Genomic DNA, 19,597 nt, shown 5'->3' on the forward strand with positions numbered 1-19,597 from the left:
CTATAATAAAACCCATGGTTCCAAAACAAAGGGAAGGAAAAGAAAGGAAAAATGACCGGACTTTATAAACAGTCAAACGCCCGGCGTCGCCAGTTCGTTCAACTGCTGACAGATCTCGATCAGTACTGGATAGAGGTTCTTGGAAACAAACTTTTCCATGACCTGAATTACTACGACCTTTTCACGCAGATGTGGCTCAAGATTAACAGTTCAGAGGACACCTTCCGCAAATCCGAGTTATATAAGCTCATGCCGCACATCAGTCAGCGGACAGCAATCAAATATATCCAGACTGCCATTGATCACGGCTTGCTCATCGAGCGAATGGACCTTCAAGATCAGCGATCCAGGCAAATCACGATGTCAACCGATCTCAGGCGCAAAATCGAACTTTTCCTGGACCACTCCATCTCGATGCTTCAGGAGGCGTCCTGGCGGACCGATTGAACACAGCGTAAAGTCAGGTAATGGCATCAAGCGCCTGCCCGATATCCTCGATGATATCGTCAATATGTTCAATTCCAACCGATATCCTCACGAGACCCGGTGAAACTCCCGCAGCCTTCAATTCATTGGGGCTCAACTGCCTGTGAGTGGTTGTTGCAGGATGACAGGCAAGCGATTTGGCATCGCCGATATTGACCAGCCGCAGGATCATCTTCAGGGCATCGATAAACTCGCTGCCGGCAACCGCTCCCCCCTTGATCTCAAAGCTCAACAGGCCGGATGCTTTCCCTTTGCTGATCCTGTTGCACAGATCATGATATTTACTGCTGGGCAAACCTGCGTAATTAACGCGCTCAACGACGGGATGCGCTTCCAGATACTGCGCCACCTTCAAGGCATTTTCGCAATGCCGCTCCATTCTCAAACCCAGCGTTTCCAGTCCCTGTAGTATCAAAAATGCGCTGTGGGGCGCCAGCGCTGCGCCAGTGTTGCGCAGTGGCACAACCCGGCAGCGACCTATAAAGGCCGCCGCTTCAAATGCTTCTGTATAAACAACATCATGATATGAAGGGTCAGGCTCGTTCAGCAAGGGGAAGCGGTCCTTATGCTTTACCCAGTCGAATTGCCCCGAATCGATAATCATTCCTCCGACCGTCGTACCATGTCCACCGATATATTTCGTCAGCGAATGCACAACGATATCCGCTCCGAGCTTGAAAGGCTGACATAGATAAGGGGTGGAAACCGTACTGTCAACAATGAGGGGCACACCGTGCCGGTGGGCAATCTCGGCGATCTTCTCGATATCGACAACATTTCCCGAGGGGTTTCCAATGGATTCACAAAAAACTGCCCGGGTTTTATCGTCTATGCATCGCTCGATTCCATCAAAATCATCGTGCGATACCATGTGCGCCTCGATTCCCTGCCTGGGAAAAGTGTGCGCAAACAGGTTGTACGTACCTCCATACAATTGGCTGGTGCTCACAATGTTGTCGCCGGCATTGGCGATGCACTGGACGGCGTAAGTAATTGCAGCCATGCCTGACGCAACCGCCAATCCACCCACTCCACTCTCCATCTCTGCCAGACGCTGCTCCAGCACCGCATTGGTAGGGTTCATTATCCGGGTATAAATATTTCCCGGCACCTTCAAGTCAAACAGGTCAGCTCCATGCTGCGTATTATCAAACGTATAGGAAGTCGTCTGATAAATCGGTACCGCCGCAGCCTTCGTCGAGGCTTCTGATTTATATCCGTAATGCAATGCCAGAGATTCCAGTTTCATACCGTTCTTTTCCATAATGACCCATCCCAACCACAATAAATATCTTCGGCAAGCTTCTCATGACACCCGATGATCTCATAAAACGGCATGATCAGCAGCAGCATGAAGCTGCACAGGCAGCCATGGCTCGAAAACTGTCGGGGAACCCGATATTTCCGATCTCGCTGACTTTTCCCGGGATACGATGGCAGCAGTGATCAAGAGGTTCGGAACGATTGCCAGAAATCAATGGGTCGGAGTACTCCGACCCATTGATTTCTGGCAGGTGCTTTGTGTCGTAGCGTACAGAAAGAGCCCGGAGAATCATTAATGCTAACGAGCAATCTTCCACATCCCGCTGTTCAACGGGAAGAGAATTTGTTAAAAGCCGCTTGCCAATGCGTGAGCAAGTTGAGCACTGAGCACTGGTCGGGTCGGGTCGGGTAAGCCGATACCCGTAACTTGAAAATGTCGCATAAAAAAGGAATACATGATGGACACAACTTCTGTCTGGCGTGCCACGGCGCCTTCTGCCGGTTTCCCGATGTTGCAGGAAGAACTCACCACGGATGTCGTGATTGTGGGCGGCGGCATAACCGGTGTATCCCTGGCCTTGAATCTGACTGAGCAAGGCATCGGAACGGTGTTGCTGGAAGCGCGTGATTGTGGTTTCGGCAGCACAGGAAACTCCACTGGCAACCTTTACGAAACCCTAAGCCGTGGTATTCATCCCATCGTCGAGCGATGGGGCAAGGATGTTGCTCATGCTGTCACCACTGCCCGACACCAGGCAGTGGATCAGATCGAGGAGCGGGTGCGAAAATACAATATCCCCTGCGAATTTCGACGTTGCCCATTGCACCGCTACGCTACCTCCGCAGGGGGAAAGGATCGCGTGCAACAGGAATACGAAGGTTCGCTCAATGCAGGATTATCGGTGCGTCTGGAAGACAAGCTTCCGCATCCTTTTCCCGCTCCACATGGACGAGTGCTGGTCCTGGATAACCAGGCCCAGTTCCATCCGCAGACATATGTCCGCGAACTCGCGCAGCAGGCGGCAAAACAGGGCTGCCGCATCTTCGAAAATTCGATGGTCCTGGAAGTGGATGCGGATCAGCGTGTCGTACGTACCGCTAACGGCAAAGTAACTGCCAGGGAAATCGTGCTTGCAACTCACTCGCCCAAGGGTATTCATCTCGTGCAGACCGAAATGATAGTGAACCGGGAATACGGACTTGCCATGCGCATCCCCAGGGATGCATATCCCGCAGGAATCTTCTGGAGCAGCGGCCTGGAGAGGCTTTCGGTTCGTACTCTGGATGCCGGGGATACGACATACCTCATCTGTGTCGGCGAAGAGCATAAAACCGGACAGCAGGATACCAGGACCAGCATCGACCGGCTGGAAACGGCAGCAAGCGAATATCTTGGCATGAAGGAAATTGATTACCACTGGTCAGCCCAGAATTACAGGGCTGCCGACGGTCTGCCATATATCGGCCGCGATGCAACGGATTGTTTCATCGCGACCGGATTTGAAACCGATGGCCTGACCTATGGAACTCTTGCGGCCTCACTCATTGCTGACCAGATTGCGGGGCATGACAATGTCTTTGCTCCGCTTGTCAAGGCAAGCCGCTTTGAACCGGTAAAAGGCGTAAAGGGCATGGTCGAGGAAAATATCACGGTAATGAAGTCCTTCATCAAGGACTACATCACCGACCGGGAGGCTATGCCACTGTCTCAACTCATGCCGGGCAAGGCCGCGATAGTCAAATTCGAGAGCGAATCGCTGGCTGCTTACAGAGATGCCGAGGGTACATTGTTTGCCGTTTCGCCTGTATGCACCCACATGAAGTGCAGGGTGCATTGGAACGCAGTGGAAAAAAGCTGGGACTGCCCCTGTCACGGAAGCCGCTTCGCGCCCGATGGCGCGGTAATCGAGGGGCCGGCTACCGAACCGCTCCGAAGACATGTTCTGCCGGGGCACTAAGCCAATACCTATGCGTCGTTTCTTCCGATAAAACGATAACTGGTAAACTCAACCATGTAAGCTCTCCACTTTGCTGCATCTCCATCAGCGCCTGCAGAATCATCTGTTCCAGCACTTTTCCGAAGGCCTGGTCCTGAGGAAAACTCAGCACATTCTCCGGTATGCTCATATTGCCAATCGCGGTATGGACAGCCTGTTTTATTCCTGTCCGGCTGATCGTCCCCTCCTTGGTCGTGATGAACATGGATAATTCATATGCGTCCGTAATCGTCTTGCCAGTCACCCACAGCGGATATCCCGTTCGTGCAGCCTCCGACGCGACCGTTCCGCTGTCAGCGATGTTATTCAAGACCACCCTGACCTCTCCCTCCGCCCGATCAAGCACTGGTACCACTACCCGCGTATCCCTGAGTATTGCGTTGGCATAGTCCTTCAAGGGGATATCGCCTTTGGGAAAATGTTTGCCATTGCGCTGAAATTCGACACTGAGCTTTAACCGAAGCGGTACATTTCGTTCCGCGATGTCCCTATAGGTTACCTTGGGAAAAGATGCCCCCAGAAAAGACTTTTTTGGCGAAGTACAGCCGGCCAGTGCAAAAGAAGCAATAACAGAGCCGAGTACTATTCTACGGCTGATATTCATAAAAAACTCCAGAAGGGCTGCGTTTGGCTCCTGGCCAGATAAGGAAACCAATAGTAAGAATAGCAATGAGGGAGAATAATGCGTTATCCTTTACGTCGCAACCGCTCAACCACAGGATTTTCTCGCACACGATCGTCCACAAATAAGTGAATACCGAAGCAACGCCGCATTGCGCAACGCTCGGATTCGACAAAGACCGAATCCAGCAGGCGCTTTCCTTGCTGGGACTGGATGCGGATCATGAAAAAGTAGCCGCAAGCAGCCTGCTGACCGAAATCATCCCTGAAAGGGTCGATGAAATAATCAATTCCTGCTTTGCCGTAATTGCGGGCAGTGATAGTTTTGAGCTGATCGAGAGGGATATCGGTACCGAAGCCTTCAAGCAGGAATGGAAATATCGCTTGCGATCCTTTGGCAAAAATTTTGCTACTCCAGGTTATTTTGAAGAGCGGCTGGCGCTGGCTGCTGCTTTCGCGCGTGCAAACATCCCACTGGGAGCCTTGCAGCTTCCTTCCTTTCTGATACAGCAGGCGCTGATAGACAATCTGTCGGACAAATCTGATCTTAATGCGGATAAAAACAGAGCACTTCTGAACGTCATCCTCAATCTCACTGCACTTGACTTGTACCTTGCCGCCGAAGGTTACCGCCTTCCGGAGCTCTACGAGCTGGAAGAAAAGCTGGATAAACTGCGCGCAGAAGCATCGCGCTTGCAGCAAAGAGCCTGGACCGACGAACTGACAGGCATGATGAGCTACAGAAGGCTCATGGAGTCTCTCGAACACCACATCAAACGAGCGGTGCGTAGAGGCCACGAACGCAGCCCTTTGTGCCTCATCATGTCGGATCTAGATTTCTTCAAGAAAATCAATGATACCTACGGCCACATGGTCGGTGATCTGGTGCTGCGGCATTTGGCGAGGCGTATAAAATCCGCGACCCGCGACTTCGACATGATCGGCCGGTTCGGCGGGGAGGAGTTCGTCGTCATTATGGCGGACACTGACCTCGAATTGGCGAAGGTAATTGCCGAACGCATACGCCTGGGAGTCATGAGGACGCCATTTCACATAAAAAAACTTAACATCCACATTACCATCAGCCTGGGCGTGGCAATGCTGAAACCTGGGGAATCCAGAGAATCACTGCTTGAGCGGGCAGATGCGGCAATGTATGAGGCGAAAAAAAGAGGCCGTAATCGTGTAGTGACAACGGACGACATGGTGGAACGTCAATAAGCAAAGCGTAGTGTGCCGAATGAATTGAATCAGGAAGCCAGCTGAACGATCTGCAAGGTATCCAGTTTTCCGTCAATCATCTGTGACCCGGTCAGAAGAACGACTTCGTCCCCCGGCCGCGCCAATCCTTGTGCCAACAACCAGACCCCTGCCTTCGTTATCAAACTTCGAGGCTCGGCAGTAGCGTTGCATTCGGTGCATAAAAGCGGTGCAATCGCATGAGCCAGCGCCAGGCTGCGATATAGCGTGGCAGAACCGGTGATCGCAACGATGGGCAGTTGCGGCCGGAAACGCGCAACTTCCAGCGCTGCTGCCAAGGATTGAACGAAAACAACCACAGCCCGGGCGCCCATACGTACTGCAAGCTCACAAGCGGAAAAGCCAAGATTATCCTGTTTCGAGCCCGATATGCTGACGGACTGCATCTCATTCAACGCGCGCTTGTCATACCAGGCCGCATTCTCGAGTTTGCCGGATTTGTTATGTCTTGCTTCGGTAGCGGCAATCACCCGATTAAGAATCCTCACAGCCGCAGCGGGAAACTGCCCGATTGCCGTTTCGGCGGAAAGCATCACGGCGTCTGTACCATCCAGCACCGCATTGGCCACATCGGTTACCTCTGCACGTGTCGGATGCTCGTACGCCACCATGGATTCGAGCATCTGGGTAGCGGTAATTACGGGACGTGCCCGAGCGTTCGCCACCGATATAATCCGCTTCTGTATCAGCGCAATTTCGGCGAGATCGGTTTCCACCCCCAGGTCTCCCCGCGCCACCATTACCCCATCGGCTGCCTCCACAATCTCCTCCAGATTGACGAGTGCCTTGCGCTTTTCTATCTTTGCCATCACGAGCGGTCCACCAGTGGAAGGAAGCAGCGCACGCACACGGTGGATATCATCAGCTGACTGAACAAAGGAAATTCCTATCCATTCCACCTGCCGGGAAAGCGCAAAGGCAAGATGTTGACGGTCATCGTCAGTCGGAACGAGCTCAAGCAGGGCCGATTCAGGAACATTGATACCGGACCCGGAGCGCACAACACCGCCGATAAGAACTTCACATCGGACCCGGGTTGCGTCGAATCCAGGCTGAGCCGTCGCCCCGGCCTCTACACAAAGCTCGACCGATCCGTCAGCCAGGAACACCCGCTCCCCTGCACGCAGCGCCTGAAGTAATGCTGGGTCGCGCACCGGCAACCGACTGCCGTCCGTATCATCAGTAGCCGCCTCTACCGCCCTGCCCTCTTCCACAAGCGTAACGATAGCGCCTTCAGCCAGTCTGCAACAGTCATTGGGCAGATTGCCAAGACGAAACTTTGGACCGGGCAGATCGACAAGAATAGCTACAGGTTGCCCGGCTTCATTTGCCGCCCGGCGAACTTGTTCGATGCGGCGCGAATGTGTGATGTGATCACTATGCGAGGCATTGACGCGAGCGACATCCATTCCTCCGCTAATCAGACCTTCGATAACTCCGGATGCATCCGTTGCAGGGCCCAGCGTACAAACAATTTTGGTTCGATGCCATGGCGTCATGACGTATGTTCCAATCGATCTGGTTCCACTCGGTCTCCTATTGATTCAGCCAGAAAACACTATGAATCTCGTCATTCCGGGCTTGACCCGGAATCCAGCCCAAACCAGTAATGGCGTGCTTTGAACGTCACCGTATACCGGCTTTCGCCGGTATGACGTTTGTACTGTTTGCTCGCCGACTCAATAATGCCGTGCACCTTTTAGCAGGATTTCAGGCACGAGATGTAAAATATCGGAAGACTCCAATACTATCGTTTTATATATTTCGGGCCCCATCCGTCCATAACAACTCCAAACGGGGTATCCCAAGGCTATCACCCCAGCATTTCACCCACGGGCTTGAGCGATTCGATGCGGTCGCAAACCACTTTTGCGACGGCCAATAGCGGCGCCCCCAGAAGCAAACCGGCCACGCCCCACAGCCAGCCAAAAAATAACAGCGCGATGAACAGCACCGCCTCATTCACCTGCGCGAATCTTCCCTGTAACCAGGTGCCGAACAACATTCCAATGGAGCCGGAAATGAAAACTGTTGTCGCCGCCATCGCGAGCGCAAGCGGAAGGGAACCAAATTGCAGCAAGCCCGCCATGCCGCTTGCGGACAGGATAATCATCGTCCCGAGATAAGGAACAAAACGTAATACCCCGGCAGCGACCCCCCATACCCCGGCGTGTTCCAATCCATACAATTCGAGTGCCCACCAGGTGAGTACGGCGATCAAGGTATTCGATATGATCAAGACAAGCAAGTAGCGCTGGACCTGTAAATGCACTTCCTCCAGTATTCGGACTGCATCCTTCTTGCGTGTCAGCGATGGCCCAACCAGTTTTAGAAGCTTACGGCGGAAATGTGTTCCGGCCGCAAGCAGGAAATAGGTCAGCAGCAACACGACTGGCATTTGCGGCGGCAAACGATACCAGCAACGCGGATTGCTTGAGTAGAAAATCCTTGACCCATGCGCCATCCAGATGAGAGGAGCGTTAGCGCCGGATGTTGAGCAGGTATGGAAACTGATCTCCGAGCCCGATCGCAAGCTTCCCGTTGGTTTTCGTGCTTTTTACAAAAAAGAAGTGCAAATGCCGGAAATGCAAATGTCCTTCTTTCCACTGCAACTCCTGGTCCTACATCAGAAACACGTCGTTATCCCAATAAACGTGCTCAGGAGCTGCACGACAAAGCGGAGCAGCCGGGCTTGTTACGCGCCCACTCCGGACGTCTTGCCGCAAGATCCTCGTGCTCGGGCTGTTCGTCATAGGGGTGCTTCAGCACTTCCATCAACCGCGTTATCACCGAGTCGTCCCCCCGCTCCAGTGCTTCTATCGCCTGCTGTGCGAGATAGTTGCGTAGCACATATTTGGGATTTGCATGGCTCATGCGATGGTAACGCATATCTGCGGGCTCCCCTTCCTGGCGCACCCTTGCGATATAGCGTCGCAACCAGCCGGCCAGTCGTGTGAGGTGCGCATGAGAAAATGCCTGGTGCTCGTCGTAAAACGCCGGGCGGAATAGCTCGACCAGTCCACGATCGTTCATTTGGTCCACGCTTTCCAGGCTTTCTGGAGCATGGAGAGTTGCTGCTCCGTTTCCGGGGATCGGATTCAGAGAAATGTTCATCAGGCAGCGAAAGAACAATGTCATATCCGTCTCAACCTGTTGCAGTGTTTCGAATAGATCGCTCAAAAGCGAATCGTCATCGGAGTGCTCAAGAGAGGCCAACCCCAGCTTGGCGGCCAGCATGCCGCTCCATGTGTTATTGAATGTTTCACCAAAGACTGCCAACCCATGCTCCAGCGCAGCGTCATCCTCGATCAGTGGCGTCAACGCGCCGGCCAGGCGCGTCAGATTCCATTGCGCAATCTTGGGCTGGTTACCATAGCAATAACGCCGCCCCTGTGCGTCAGTGGTATTAGGCGTCCAGTGCAGGTCGAAACCTTCGAGCCATCCATAAGGACCATAATCTATCGTCAGCCCCAGTATGGACATATTGTCCGTATTCATCACGCCGTGAACGAAACCGACACGCATCCAGTGCGCGATGAGGAGACCTGTGCGGCGACAAACCTCCTCGAACCATTTCGCATAAACTTCAGGTGCCCGATGGGACGAGACCAGTTCCGGAAAATGCTCGCCTATCACGAAATCGGCGAGCTGTCTAAGAAGTTCCGGCTCCTTCTGCGCGGCAAGTATCTCGAAATTGCCAAAACGCAGGAACGAAGGCGAGACGCGGCAAACGATCGCGCCCAGTTCCGCCTCCGGATGCCCATCGTAAAACATATCCCGTATCACCGGTTCCCCTGTCGCGACCAGGCTTAATGCCCGCGTAGTAGGCACCCCAAGGGAGTGCATCGCCTCGCTGCACAGAAACTCGCGTACGGAAGAACGCAGGACCGCACGTCCATCCGCGGTACGCGAATAGGGCGTTTTCCCTGCACCCTTGAGTTGCAGTTCGTAGCGCTTACCGTTTGGGCTGATCAATTCCCCCAAGGTAATGGCGCGCCCATCGCCAAGCTGCCCTGCCCAGTGTCCGAACTGGTGTCCGCCATAACGTGCTGCATAAGGCTGCATGCCTGGCAGAATTCTGTTACCGGCAAGCACTTCCACTGCTGGCGAAACCGGAGACTCCGGCCGGGCAATACCCAGCATTTCGCCCACTGCATCCGCCCATGCGAGGAGTCGCGGTGAGCGAACAGGCGTAGGTTTCACTAGCGTATAACAGGCATTGAGCACTTGACGGGGAACATTGCGCGTTTCTGGATCGCCCGGTAGCTCACGCACAAAACGATTATCGAACTGCGCGTCGCAAAGGTCTAATAGCGGGGTGACCTGGGTACTCGGCCGAAGATTACTTTGGCTCATATATCCCCTAGATTGAATGAACACGCGGACTGGCTACTTGAAGACTAGGACAGGCAGAATCAGGTTTGCCGATATCTTGAAGAAGCCGATTCCTTTATCTTTATATTAGAGCATCAAATCGCCTCAGTGTTCAGCGTGTATGGAGTAGGGAAAGGAGATTGGATAAGCAGAATCAGACACCATAGCGGGGATAAATTTCTTGACAAATTTGCGCAAAGGAGCCTATTGTGATATGAGAACTGTTCAAGTTTGGACGATTTGGAAGCGTGTTACTTCAATTAACCAACACTTACAAACTGAAAAAATATGAATGAGTTAAGACAAATGTGGGATTCTATGGCCGAGGCCTGGGCTGCCGAGTATAAGAATAAGACCAGAAAGGGATCATACTATAGGACGAGAGCAGAAATCGCGGGGCAGTTGGTACAAAAGCACTGTCCCACTGGGAAATATCTGGATTTTGGATGCGGGCAAGGTTTTCTGGTCGGGAACATGGCTTCTCGCGGATACGAAGCCTTTGGATGCGATCTTTCCCCTGAAATGCTTAAAATCGCACAGAAGAATGGGGAAGAGTTCGGGTTATCGTCAAACCGTTTTTGCGTCAACGAAGAAAACGACGTTCCTTTTCATGACAGGTTCGATGCTATTTCGATATTGGGCGTCTACCCGTACATTCAGGATCACGATCTCTTTACCCGGCGTATTCGAGAAAAATTGCGGGACGGCGGCCTAGTTGTTGCAACTTGCACAAACAGAGTCAGTTTTTTCACATATGGCGCTCTTCTCCTCAACCTATTTCGAATAAAAAATTACAAATCAAATTACAAATCCTGGCTGCATTCTAACTATGCATTAATCCGGACAGGGACCTGGTCGGGCGGTGGTGGGACAAGCTGGAGAGATATTGGTAGAGCATCCCGTTGCTACTCAGCTCAATCATTCGATGAAATGTTTTTGCGTAACGGTTTTCGTTGCTTGGATTCAGTGGACCTTTTCAATTTGTCATTACTGGATAAGAGCTATGCGGAGCGTAGTCCGGTGGGTAAATGGATTGCCAGGCGGTTTGCCTGGAATCATCTGGCAGTGTATGAAAAAATTGGATAGTGACTCACGCCTCTTTTTTAAACCTTTACCGCATATTTTACTTTTTGAGGTGTAATTGAGAATCGCACAATTAGTATTCGACCTCTTGTTTAATGCCTATTCCTTTTAGCGCATATCCAGCCTCTATAAAATGAGGCATCCTCTCGCTCTTCGATCAACAATAAAAGCTGGGGCGGAGAGTAATTCCAGATGGGACTGCGGGCATATCACCGGAGTAATGCGTGGCCTCTTCTTTATTCGCAAAATATTCCTCGATCCGCGACCGGACCTTAAGCCTGATCGAACCTCTGATCGACGAGGACTGTTGCGTGCAATCCATGTCCGAGACAAGCCCGGTAAAGTGGCATCTGGGGCATGCTTCATGGTTTTTTGAGAAGTTTGTACTGCAGCACTATGAAAAGCCCTTCACGCCATTTCACCCGGCTTTTCTCACGATGTTCAGTTCGTACAATAAATCGGGTCAGACCCACCCTGATCCGAAACGCGGGCTGTTCACCCGCCCGTCCTTGTCCTTGACCCGAGAATACCGCAATAACGTCAACGAGCGTATGGAGCAGGTCCTGAAACGCTCCGAAGAAGACGAAATGCTGCGTATGCTCGCGGTGCTAGGAATGCATCATGAGCAGCAGCACCAGGAACTTATGCTGGCCGACGTCAAGCATCTGTTTTCTCAAAGCCCTTTGAATCCTTCCTATAATAGCCATCCGCTCCCTGGCTCCCCCGCCCCTCCGTCCCTAGAATGGTGTCGTTTTGATGGGGGTCTCGTTGAAATAGGCTATAAGGGAGACGGGTTCAGCTACGACAATGAATCGCCCCGTCACAAGCAATACCTGGAACCCTACCAGCTCGCATCCCGGCTTGTCACCAATCGCGAATACCTCGAATTCATGAAGGCCGGCGGATATGACAATCCTGGCCTGTGGCTTTCCGAAGGATGGGACTGGATGAAAGCCAACCGCCGGTCGCATCCTCTTTACTGGCGGGAAAGCGATCAGGGATGGGAGGAATTCACCCTCAGTGGTACCATGCCACTGGAGCTGAATCTGCCGGTCATTCATGTGTCCTTCTACGAAGCCGATGCCTTTGGGCGATGGGCAGGCGCCAAGCTCCCCACGGAAGCTGAATGGGAAAATGCTGCTTCTCAACAGGAAATAGAAGGTTGCTTCGCTGATAACAACCGTTTTCATCCCTCCTCCGCAGGCGAGGCTACGCCATCTGCAAATACCGGAGGCCTTGCTCAACTCTATGGTGATGCCTGGGAATGGACGCAGTCGAGCTACTCCCCTTATCCGGGTTACAATCCTGCAAAACCCAACGAGAACGAACCGATGTCCTTTGTCTGGGATGAGGCGGTAGGCGAATATAACAGCCGGTCGATGGTGAACCAGTATGTGCTGCGCGGTGGCTCATGCGTGATTCCAAAAGAGCGGATACGGGCAAGTTTTCGTAATTTCTTCCCCGCGAATACATGCTGGCAGTTTTCAGGCATCCGTCTTGCGAGAGATGCAAACTGACTGGCAATAGACCGGCAAGATAAACTCTTCTACTCTCGTCTATCGTCTAGATAGTGCCCGGCGCCATAGTGGGCGTGGAGGTGATTAATCCAGGTTTCGTCAGCCATATCGGGCCAGTTGTCCTTATCGAAGCCTGGCGCCGATTCGAACCGTTCCTTCTCTACGTCGAGTATGAAACGCTTGTCCAGCGTTTCCAGCTTCAACGTAAGTGCGTTCCACGGCACGGCAAAGAGCTTGTCGCCAACCCCGAAAAATCCGCCGAAAGACAATACTGCGTAGGCCACTCTTCCCTTTTCCACGTCCAGCATGACTTCCTTGATCTCACCCAGTTTCTCGCCTTTGTTATTGTAGACGTCCTCTCCTATTGGCCATGTCGCACCCATGAACCGGGGCATAGGGCTGGTGCCGTCGACAATTTTATCCAATCCATGGACGTTATATTCATAGCGTTCATAGCTCATACCATTCTCCCGTGAAGCGCTGCTTTTTCAACTTAATCCACATAAAACTTATTCTAAAAATAACGAACATCCCTCTCTGTTCGGTAACGCACTCATGCTGAGCTATACCTTGCTTGCCATGCCTTCCTTGGAAGGATTCCCTTTGTTCTCTTTATTTCCATGCAGCCGGTCTAAAATTGGATGCAATCGAATGTTATGGGGTTTGAATGCTGGGCTTAGATGGCTCGCTGCCAACTTGGATTTCGTTATTCTCCATCACTACCTGCCGCTCCTGAGGATTGACGAACTGGATGTTCGATTCACGGAAACATTCAAGAATTCGTAAGTTGAAGCCGCGCTGTACTGGCCATCGGCCTTTATCCAGCGCGCGTATCTGTCCAAGGATGGTAATCATGAACCCATCCATCTGGTCGACGCCCCAGATATCAGCTTCTGACAGGATGAGGTCCTTGAAGCAGGGATCGGTGCGCATATCATCCACTACACTTCTGATAGCAGCAAACACCTTCTCGACATCCGAATCAGCGGCCACGCTGACCCTGATCGAAGCGTTCCCGATGCCACGATTGGTATTGGTGACGGTTGAAACCGAACTGAACGGAACCACGTGCAGCGCTCCATCCGGCGCGCGCAGCCGGACGGTGCGGATCGACAAATGCTCGACCGATCCTGAAAGATCAGCCACTGTGATGAAATCGCCAACCTGAATGGCATTTTCCATGAGCAGGAAAATTCCGGTGATGAAATCCTGCACCAGCTTCTGTGAACCAAAACCCAATGCAACTCCGATGATACTGGCGCCGGCCAACAGGGGCGCAATGGTGATGCCAAGCTCATCCAGTGCTGTAAGCAGCACTATCAGGATAAAGACAGCGGATATGGTCGTGCGCAGCATAGGCAGGAGGGTGCGCAGACGGGCCGCGCGCGCGATATCGCCAGCCTTCCCCCACTGATCGATGCGTCGGGAGATCGCAGTATTCAATGACTCCCATGCCGCCAGTGCCAAAGTACAGGTAACCGTGATTGTAACAACAGCCGAAGCCACCCGCCGGCCAACTGATCCGCTTTCAAACCAGGACAAAGTATCCACGCCCCAAACCCGAAGCAATACGAGCCCGGTAACAACAGCGATCAACAACGAGACCGCACGATGTATCAGCAGGTGATAAGGGCTTTTTGTTCCAGCTTCGGCTGATCCTTCGAACAGCTGCTGTCCTTGCTGCTCGGGCGTATTTTTCCGATCGGCAATGAATGCGCGGTCGATTGCGCCCAGAACAAAAATCGATGTAAGGCTCGCGCTGATAACAACCACGGCTGATAGCGCAAAGATGTGGAGCACCTGCTGAAACCCATTTTCTGCTCCCATCGACCACAACAGCCAGGCGCCTACGATAAGAAACGTTGCCACGAAAAGCCAGCTATCAGCCAATAGCCTCCGCAGTCCGGCCAGGACTTGACTGTTTTCGGCGGAACCACGGATCGCTGCTGCCACTTCCTTACGGCTGCGAAAAATCATTATTAGCAGCATGATATGGACAATGAGAGCCACCAGTTTGGAAAGCGCGTCATGAGTGTCGAGGGTCGCTCCAGTTTCAAGGGCGATATCGGCAATGGCAGTACCAAAAACAGCGACGATGACAATGCGTCGCAACCAAAGGTTCAGGAAATTTGCCGCCTCGTCACTGATATGCATCAGGCGCAAGCGCTGCCCGATTGGTGACGCCATGAGATGACCGGTACTCAGTGCAATTCGTGTAGTGGCATAAGCGCTGATGAGCGGAATCGTAGTCGTGTAGAATATTGACGATCTTCCCCCGAACACAGTCAGGAGCAGAGTGGCCCCCGCCACGAACCCCCCCACTGGAACCAATTCGAGCAACCAGTAACCCAGAGCAAATGGAAAGCGACGCAACAGGCTCCAATGCCTGTCGACAGCCGTTGCCCTGCCCGTACCAAGGCCAGGGGCAGCATGCATGCTCGTCGCAGATTGAAGATGAGGAGCAGCCTGGTCCACCTCCTTCTCCGGCCCTACTTTTTCTTTCGCCCTTTCCTCGTCGTCCTTTTGCCGATCAATCTGCTGGTCAATCGCGTTTTGGCGAACCGCTGCACGGTCTTCAATCATTCTCCGCGGGTGCCGCAGGGCCCGTCTCAGGACCCATTCGGCAAATAGTCCTCCGCCAAGTATGAGAGCAACTTCCAATAATGCATCCAGGACAATCGCACGGCGTTCCGGCACACCCAGATTGTGCTGCCACCAATCGCCCACTGTTCTTATCTGGAGAAGTGTTTGAACGGCTGCCCGTAACTGATTCACAACGATGTGCAGCCGCTCGCCGATGAGATCGAATACCTGGGCGACAAGTCCACCCTTGGCGATTTCAATAGGAACACTCCCTGCTGATGCAGTGCCAGATGACGAGGCTCCATTGGTTTGTACGGCAGCAGGAGATTGGTCAGAATCAGAAGTTGCAGCGGGTGCGGAAACTTCGTCTGACGTGTTTGCCGACGGCGCTTCCGCCGTCGCTTGGGCGATTGCCCTTAACGTCTGTTCGAGCTCCGCACGCTTTGCATCGTCCTGAAGAATCGATAACGTCCGCTTGGCTTGAGCGGGAGTAAGTGGGGATTGGGTTGCTTGTTCTTCCGCCCCAGCCTGACTTACTGAAATAATCGGCAATAGTATGCCGATTGCCACGAAGGTAAGGATTTTGTTCAGTGACATGGTAAAACGGTTGGTTTGCGAGGTCGATCAAGTCGATCGAACATTGGTCGGCTATGGATACAATTGGTGATGCAGGGAGGTAGGAACAACAATTCGAATTGCTTGTTCCGACGACAATATTCTATAAAGCTACAAGACTCGCCGTAATAATCCAAGGATTTCGGCCTTCCCGGCCAAAATAAAATAAATAAGCGCTCTAAACAGGCGAAGGGTCCATTTCCCTTTCAAAATGACGATGCGCTGCTATAGCCTCAATGAAGCGGGTTGACGCGTTTCCGATATCTTCATCTTCGAAGTGGAGAAGTCCGCTATCCTGTCCGCCTGACGGCAATGTCCATTTTATACCGGAAGCTTCGATCAGTTTCCTGCCATCGCCCAGCACCAGTATGGGTTTACAATGGCGATATTGCTCCTTGACGAATTCCAGCGCCTGACCCAGACGCATGAGCGCGTCTACACCCTCGCTCCCACCGGGCACTACCAAAGCGTCGAAAAGGACTGATGGCATGGCCTCCAGCGTTACATCCACCTCGATTTTTCCCTCTGTGGTCCGGATTGAACCCAGACGTGCCCCAACGAAGCGCGGCACCGCTTGTTCTCCCAGCAGTCTGGCACGCAATGTCACAATCCTTCCATCTATGCCATCTGCAACGAGGATCGCTATTCTTCTCATACGGATGCCACCATCGCCGGGACGAACAAAAAGTGACAGAGCGGGAGATGAAGAAACCTCCGGCATGACATCTTTCTTCAGGGCTTTGGGTAGGGGTGGCGGCAAAGTATCCATACCCAAACCGCGAGCAACAGACTCAGCCAGATCGCTTGCAACATTTTCGAGCATTGCCACCACCCGCCGCCTTATGGCGGGGGATTGGACGCGAGTGAGTTCGAAACGAAAGGCACGAATGATATGAGCCTTTTCCACAGCGCTTTGGCTGTTCCAGAACAGGGCCGCCTGCGTGTAGTGGTCCGCAAACCGCTCAGGTTTACCGCGTACCTTATCGCCCTTCACAGGTTCGGAAAATGACCTGAAGCCGGCTGCACCCGCTTGAAAGGGGCAACCTCCCGCAAGGGAATTCGGCTCGTATGAAACCCGACCTCTATTGATGCTTTGGCGATGCATCCCGTCCCGCTGGTTATTGTGAACTTGTGCAATGGGCGAATTGATTGGAATCTCGTGAAAATTCGGCCCGCCCAAGCGTGTCAATTGGGTGTCGACATAGGAATGAATGCGTCCAGCAAGGAGGGGGTCATTACTGAAATCCAACCCAGGAACGACATGCGCCGCGCAAAAGGCCACCTGCTCGGTTTCTGCAAAAAAATTGTCCGGATTTCGATTGAGGATCATGCGTCCGACCGGCTTGACCGGGACCAACTCCTCCGGAACAATCTTCGTCGCATCGAGCACGTCAAAGCTGAATTGTTCCGCTTGTTCTTCGGTAAAAATCTGCATGCCCAACTCGTATTCAGGGTATATGCCACACTCTATTGCTTCCCATAAGTCGCGTCGGTGAAAATCGGGATCGGCTCCCGATATTTTGACCGCCTCGTCCCAATCCAAAGAATGGGTTCCTGCGAGTGGCTGCCAGTGAAACTTAACGAATCGCGACTCACCCTCCGCTGTTACCAGGCGAAATGTATTGACGCCAAAACCTTGCATTGTTCGGAAACTACGTGGAATAGCCCGATCAGACATTACCCACAGCAGCATATGCGCTGATTCCGGCATGAGTGAGACAAAATCCCAGAATGTGTCATGCGCGGTGGAAGCTTGTGGAACCGCAAAATGCGGTTCGGGTTTGGCTGCGTGCACCAGATCGGGAAACTTGATGGCATCCTGTATAAAAAATACTGGAATGTTATTTCCTACCAGATCCCAGTTGCCTTCGTCCGTATAAAACTTGGTTGCGAAGCCTCGGACATCGCGCGCAGTGTCTGCGGATCCCCGCTCCCCGATCACTGTGGAGAAACGGACGAAAACAGGAGTGCGTTTCCCCGCCTCGGCAAACAGGGAAGCGCACGTATACTGGGCCAGTGACTCGTAACATTCGAAATATCCATGCGCAGCAGATCCGCGGGCGTGAACCACGCGCTCAGGGATGCGTTCATGGTCGAAATGAGTGATCTTTTCCCGCAGAATAAAATCTTCCAGCAATGCCGGACCACGGTAACCCGCCTTTAAGGAATTCTGATTATCGCCGACAGGAACGCCTTGATTGGTTGTGAGCGCTTGGCTGTTTGCATCGGCCCTAACCCTGTCCAGCGGTTCGTTGCCGGCGTTGAAACGTAGCCGAGGTTCGCCTGAACCGACCTTTGGCGAAGCAACGGTCTCCGTTAATGTACTGCCTGTAACAAAGGGATCGGAAGGTGCTACCGTTTGGCCTTCATCGGGAGAAGTGGAGGCTTCTCCATGCTCTCCTGCCTTGTTGGCATTATGAGGTATTGCCGCTGCGAGTTCGTCAGTAGCAGAGAGCTTTCGGGTGAATTCGTTCGCCGGCGAGCCAGTCGGGTTAGTCGGTCCCCCGATGGTAGATTTATTATCTTTTTCCTTGGCCGTTCCCATCACCGATCCTCCTGAAATTAGTCGTAATCTTCGCACCACGTGAACGCAGAGTAGGTCCTCGCCCGGCTTTTTTCAGTACGCCATCATACATAAGCTAATCTTTCTTCTATTGCAGAGCGTTGCAGCAACGGTCAAGGGCCTTTCATTTGGGTCGATTATGTGTTGTCACGAACCGAACCGAAAAGAATTCAGCGGTATTATTTGGAAAGCATTTAAATGCTGTTCTTCTTCTCCACCAATAAATAAATAGCGGTGTGAGTTTCCGCTAAAGCGTGCCATGGAGTTAGCAATGTGAAATCAACTGGAGTATTCGACTGCTTGATCATCGGGGCTGGCCCGGGTGGACTTACCGCAGCAATTTATCTCGCTCGCTTTCGGCGCAATATTGCAATTGTTGACAGTGGATTCAGCCGCGCAGCGCTCATCCCTACCACCCATAACTGCCCCGGCTTTCCCACGGGTATCTCGGGAAAGGAATTTCTGAAGCGCCTGCGCTTACAGGCGGCGCAGTACGGCGTTGAAGTACAGGCCGTGAGGTCATGCGACTCAAGCAGGTTGAAAATTTTTTTGAGGCACACGTGAGCAATAGTGCCGGCAGCGGAACTAGCCGCCATAGGGGTAGGGATGGGGGCGGGGGTAGTGGAATGTCAATAATCCGTGCCATTACGATATTGGTGGCAACGGGAACTGCTGACTCGAGACTGGATACCAGCGACTGGAAGACGTGTATAAGGAAAGGACTTATCCGGTTATGTTTCTGCGAACATACAGCCGGAACGTGACATTGATCTATCAGGTCAAGGCCGAACTGACGAGTGCCGAAAAAAAAAAGGCTTCGTAAGGTCAATGTCGAGGTAATTGAGGACGCGCTCGGCAGCCTCCATATAACGGGAGAATCGAAACCTTCGATACGCCTTTCAAATGGAGAAGAGCTTCAGTTCGATGTAATCTACCCGATGCTGGGCGAGAACCCTCGATCCCAACTGGCGGTTCAGTTTGGCGCACGCTGTAATAGAGAGGGGAAGCTGATTGTCGACCGGTACCAGCGTACCACTGTGGCCGGTGTATATGCGGTGGGAGATGTGGTTGGACTCAATCAGATCAGTGTTGCCGCGGCACATGCCGCCATTGCCTCTACCGACATTCAGAACCGCTTGCACAAGCTGGGTTATAGGCTTTGCCCGTAGCTTCTGCCGTTCATGGGTTAAGGGGTGTACTCTCCAGGATCCTTCGTGATAAATCTCTAACGGCAT

General features: G+C 52.6%; 15 protein-coding genes. 7 read left to right on the top strand and 8 right to left on the bottom strand.

All coding sequences use genetic code 11. The features are described 5' to 3' along the window. The first annotated feature begins 51 nt into the window (after nucleotides 1–51). Nucleotides 52–447 (top strand): MarR family transcriptional regulator, encoded by a 396-nt coding sequence (locus ACZ5BW_RS07850; protein WP_464538664.1) that lies wholly within the window; start codon nucleotides 52–54, stop codon nucleotides 445–447. 13 nt (nucleotides 448–460) lie between these two features. On the opposite strand, the gene ACZ5BW_RS07855 is transcribed toward ACZ5BW_RS07850, so the two are convergent. Beyond that, complete coding sequence (locus tag ACZ5BW_RS07855; protein WP_464538667.1) at nucleotides 461–1,735, bottom strand: O-acetylhomoserine aminocarboxypropyltransferase/cysteine synthase family protein; 1,275 nt, start codon at nucleotides 1,733–1,735, stop codon at nucleotides 461–463. Nucleotides 1,736–2,204: 469 nt separating this feature from the next. Between ACZ5BW_RS07855 and ACZ5BW_RS07860 the strand changes: the two genes are divergently transcribed. Continuing rightward, entirely contained in the window at nucleotides 2,205–3,707 is a 1,503-nt protein-coding gene (locus tag ACZ5BW_RS07860; RefSeq protein ID WP_464538669.1) for an FAD-dependent oxidoreductase, read from the top strand. On the opposite strand, the gene ACZ5BW_RS07865 is transcribed toward ACZ5BW_RS07860, so the two are convergent. Continuing rightward, complete coding sequence (locus ACZ5BW_RS07865) at nucleotides 3,667–4,350, bottom strand: hypothetical protein (protein WP_464538671.1); 684 nt, start codon at nucleotides 4,348–4,350, stop codon at nucleotides 3,667–3,669. The two genes, ACZ5BW_RS07860 and ACZ5BW_RS07865, sit on opposite strands and share 41 nt — an antisense overlap. 146 nt (nucleotides 4,351–4,496) lie before the next feature. Here ACZ5BW_RS07865 and ACZ5BW_RS07870 point away from each other — a divergent pair, with 146 nt between their 5' ends. Continuing rightward, complete coding sequence (locus ACZ5BW_RS07870; protein ID WP_464538674.1) at nucleotides 4,497–5,588, top strand: diguanylate cyclase; 1,092 nt, start codon at nucleotides 4,497–4,499, stop codon at nucleotides 5,586–5,588. 29 nt (nucleotides 5,589–5,617) lie between these two features. Here ACZ5BW_RS07870 and pyk read toward each other — a convergent pair whose 3' ends face one another. From pyk to ACZ5BW_RS07885, 3 genes are all read right to left on the bottom strand, one after another. After that, entirely contained in the window at nucleotides 5,618–7,126 is a 1,509-nt protein-coding gene (pyk, locus tag ACZ5BW_RS07875) for a pyruvate kinase (RefSeq protein ID WP_464538676.1), read from the bottom strand. A 314-nt stretch (nucleotides 7,127–7,440) separates the two neighbouring features. After that, nucleotides 7,441–8,025: an AI-2E family transporter gene (locus tag ACZ5BW_RS07880; protein ID WP_464538678.1), complete on the bottom strand. Its 585-nt coding sequence runs from the start codon at nucleotides 8,023–8,025 to the stop codon at nucleotides 7,441–7,443. Nucleotides 8,026–8,285: 260 nt separating this feature from the next. Then, nucleotides 8,286–9,983: a protein adenylyltransferase SelO gene (locus ACZ5BW_RS07885; protein ID WP_464538680.1), complete on the bottom strand. Its 1,698-nt coding sequence runs from the start codon at nucleotides 9,981–9,983 to the stop codon at nucleotides 8,286–8,288. Nucleotides 9,984–10,289: 306 nt separating this feature from the next. Between ACZ5BW_RS07885 and ACZ5BW_RS07890 the strand changes: the two genes are divergently transcribed. Next, nucleotides 10,290–11,087, top strand: coding sequence for a class I SAM-dependent methyltransferase (locus tag ACZ5BW_RS07890; RefSeq protein ID WP_464538682.1), 798 nt, complete (start codon nucleotides 10,290–10,292; stop codon nucleotides 11,085–11,087). 221 nt (nucleotides 11,088–11,308) lie between these two features. After that, nucleotides 11,309–12,601, top strand: coding sequence for an ergothioneine biosynthesis protein EgtB (gene egtB, locus ACZ5BW_RS07895; protein ID WP_464538684.1), 1,293 nt, complete (start codon nucleotides 11,309–11,311; stop codon nucleotides 12,599–12,601). A 29-nt stretch (nucleotides 12,602–12,630) separates the two neighbouring features. On the opposite strand, the gene ACZ5BW_RS07900 is transcribed toward egtB, so the two are convergent. The 3 genes from ACZ5BW_RS07900 to ACZ5BW_RS07910 form a co-directional block, all read right to left on the bottom strand. Then, on the bottom strand, nucleotides 12,631–13,062 hold the full coding sequence (locus ACZ5BW_RS07900) for a PRC-barrel domain-containing protein (RefSeq protein WP_464538686.1): 432 nt from the start codon (nucleotides 13,060–13,062) through the stop codon (nucleotides 12,631–12,633). Between the two features lie 193 nt (nucleotides 13,063–13,255). Beyond that, nucleotides 13,256–15,781, bottom strand: coding sequence for a mechanosensitive ion channel domain-containing protein (locus tag ACZ5BW_RS07905; RefSeq protein ID WP_464538688.1), 2,526 nt, complete (start codon nucleotides 15,779–15,781; stop codon nucleotides 13,256–13,258). 196 nt (nucleotides 15,782–15,977) lie between these two features. Beyond that, nucleotides 15,978–18,344, bottom strand: a complete 2,367-nt coding sequence (locus tag ACZ5BW_RS07910) for a catalase (protein ID WP_464538690.1) — start codon at nucleotides 18,342–18,344, stop codon at nucleotides 15,978–15,980. A gap of 291 nt (nucleotides 18,345–18,635) precedes the next feature. On the opposite strand from ACZ5BW_RS07910, the gene ACZ5BW_RS07915 reads away from it, so the two are divergent. Together ACZ5BW_RS07915 and ACZ5BW_RS07920 are read left to right on the top strand one after the other, a co-directional pair. After that, nucleotides 18,636–18,926, top strand: a complete 291-nt coding sequence (locus ACZ5BW_RS07915; protein WP_464538692.1) for an NAD(P)/FAD-dependent oxidoreductase — start codon at nucleotides 18,636–18,638, stop codon at nucleotides 18,924–18,926. A 233-nt stretch (nucleotides 18,927–19,159) separates the two neighbouring features. After that, nucleotides 19,160–19,531, top strand: coding sequence for an FAD-dependent oxidoreductase (locus ACZ5BW_RS07920; RefSeq protein WP_464538694.1), 372 nt, complete (start codon nucleotides 19,160–19,162; stop codon nucleotides 19,529–19,531). Nucleotides 19,532–19,597: the final 66 nt, after the last annotated feature.

It is taken from the genome of Nitrosospira sp. TNL300 (assembly GCF_055385915.1).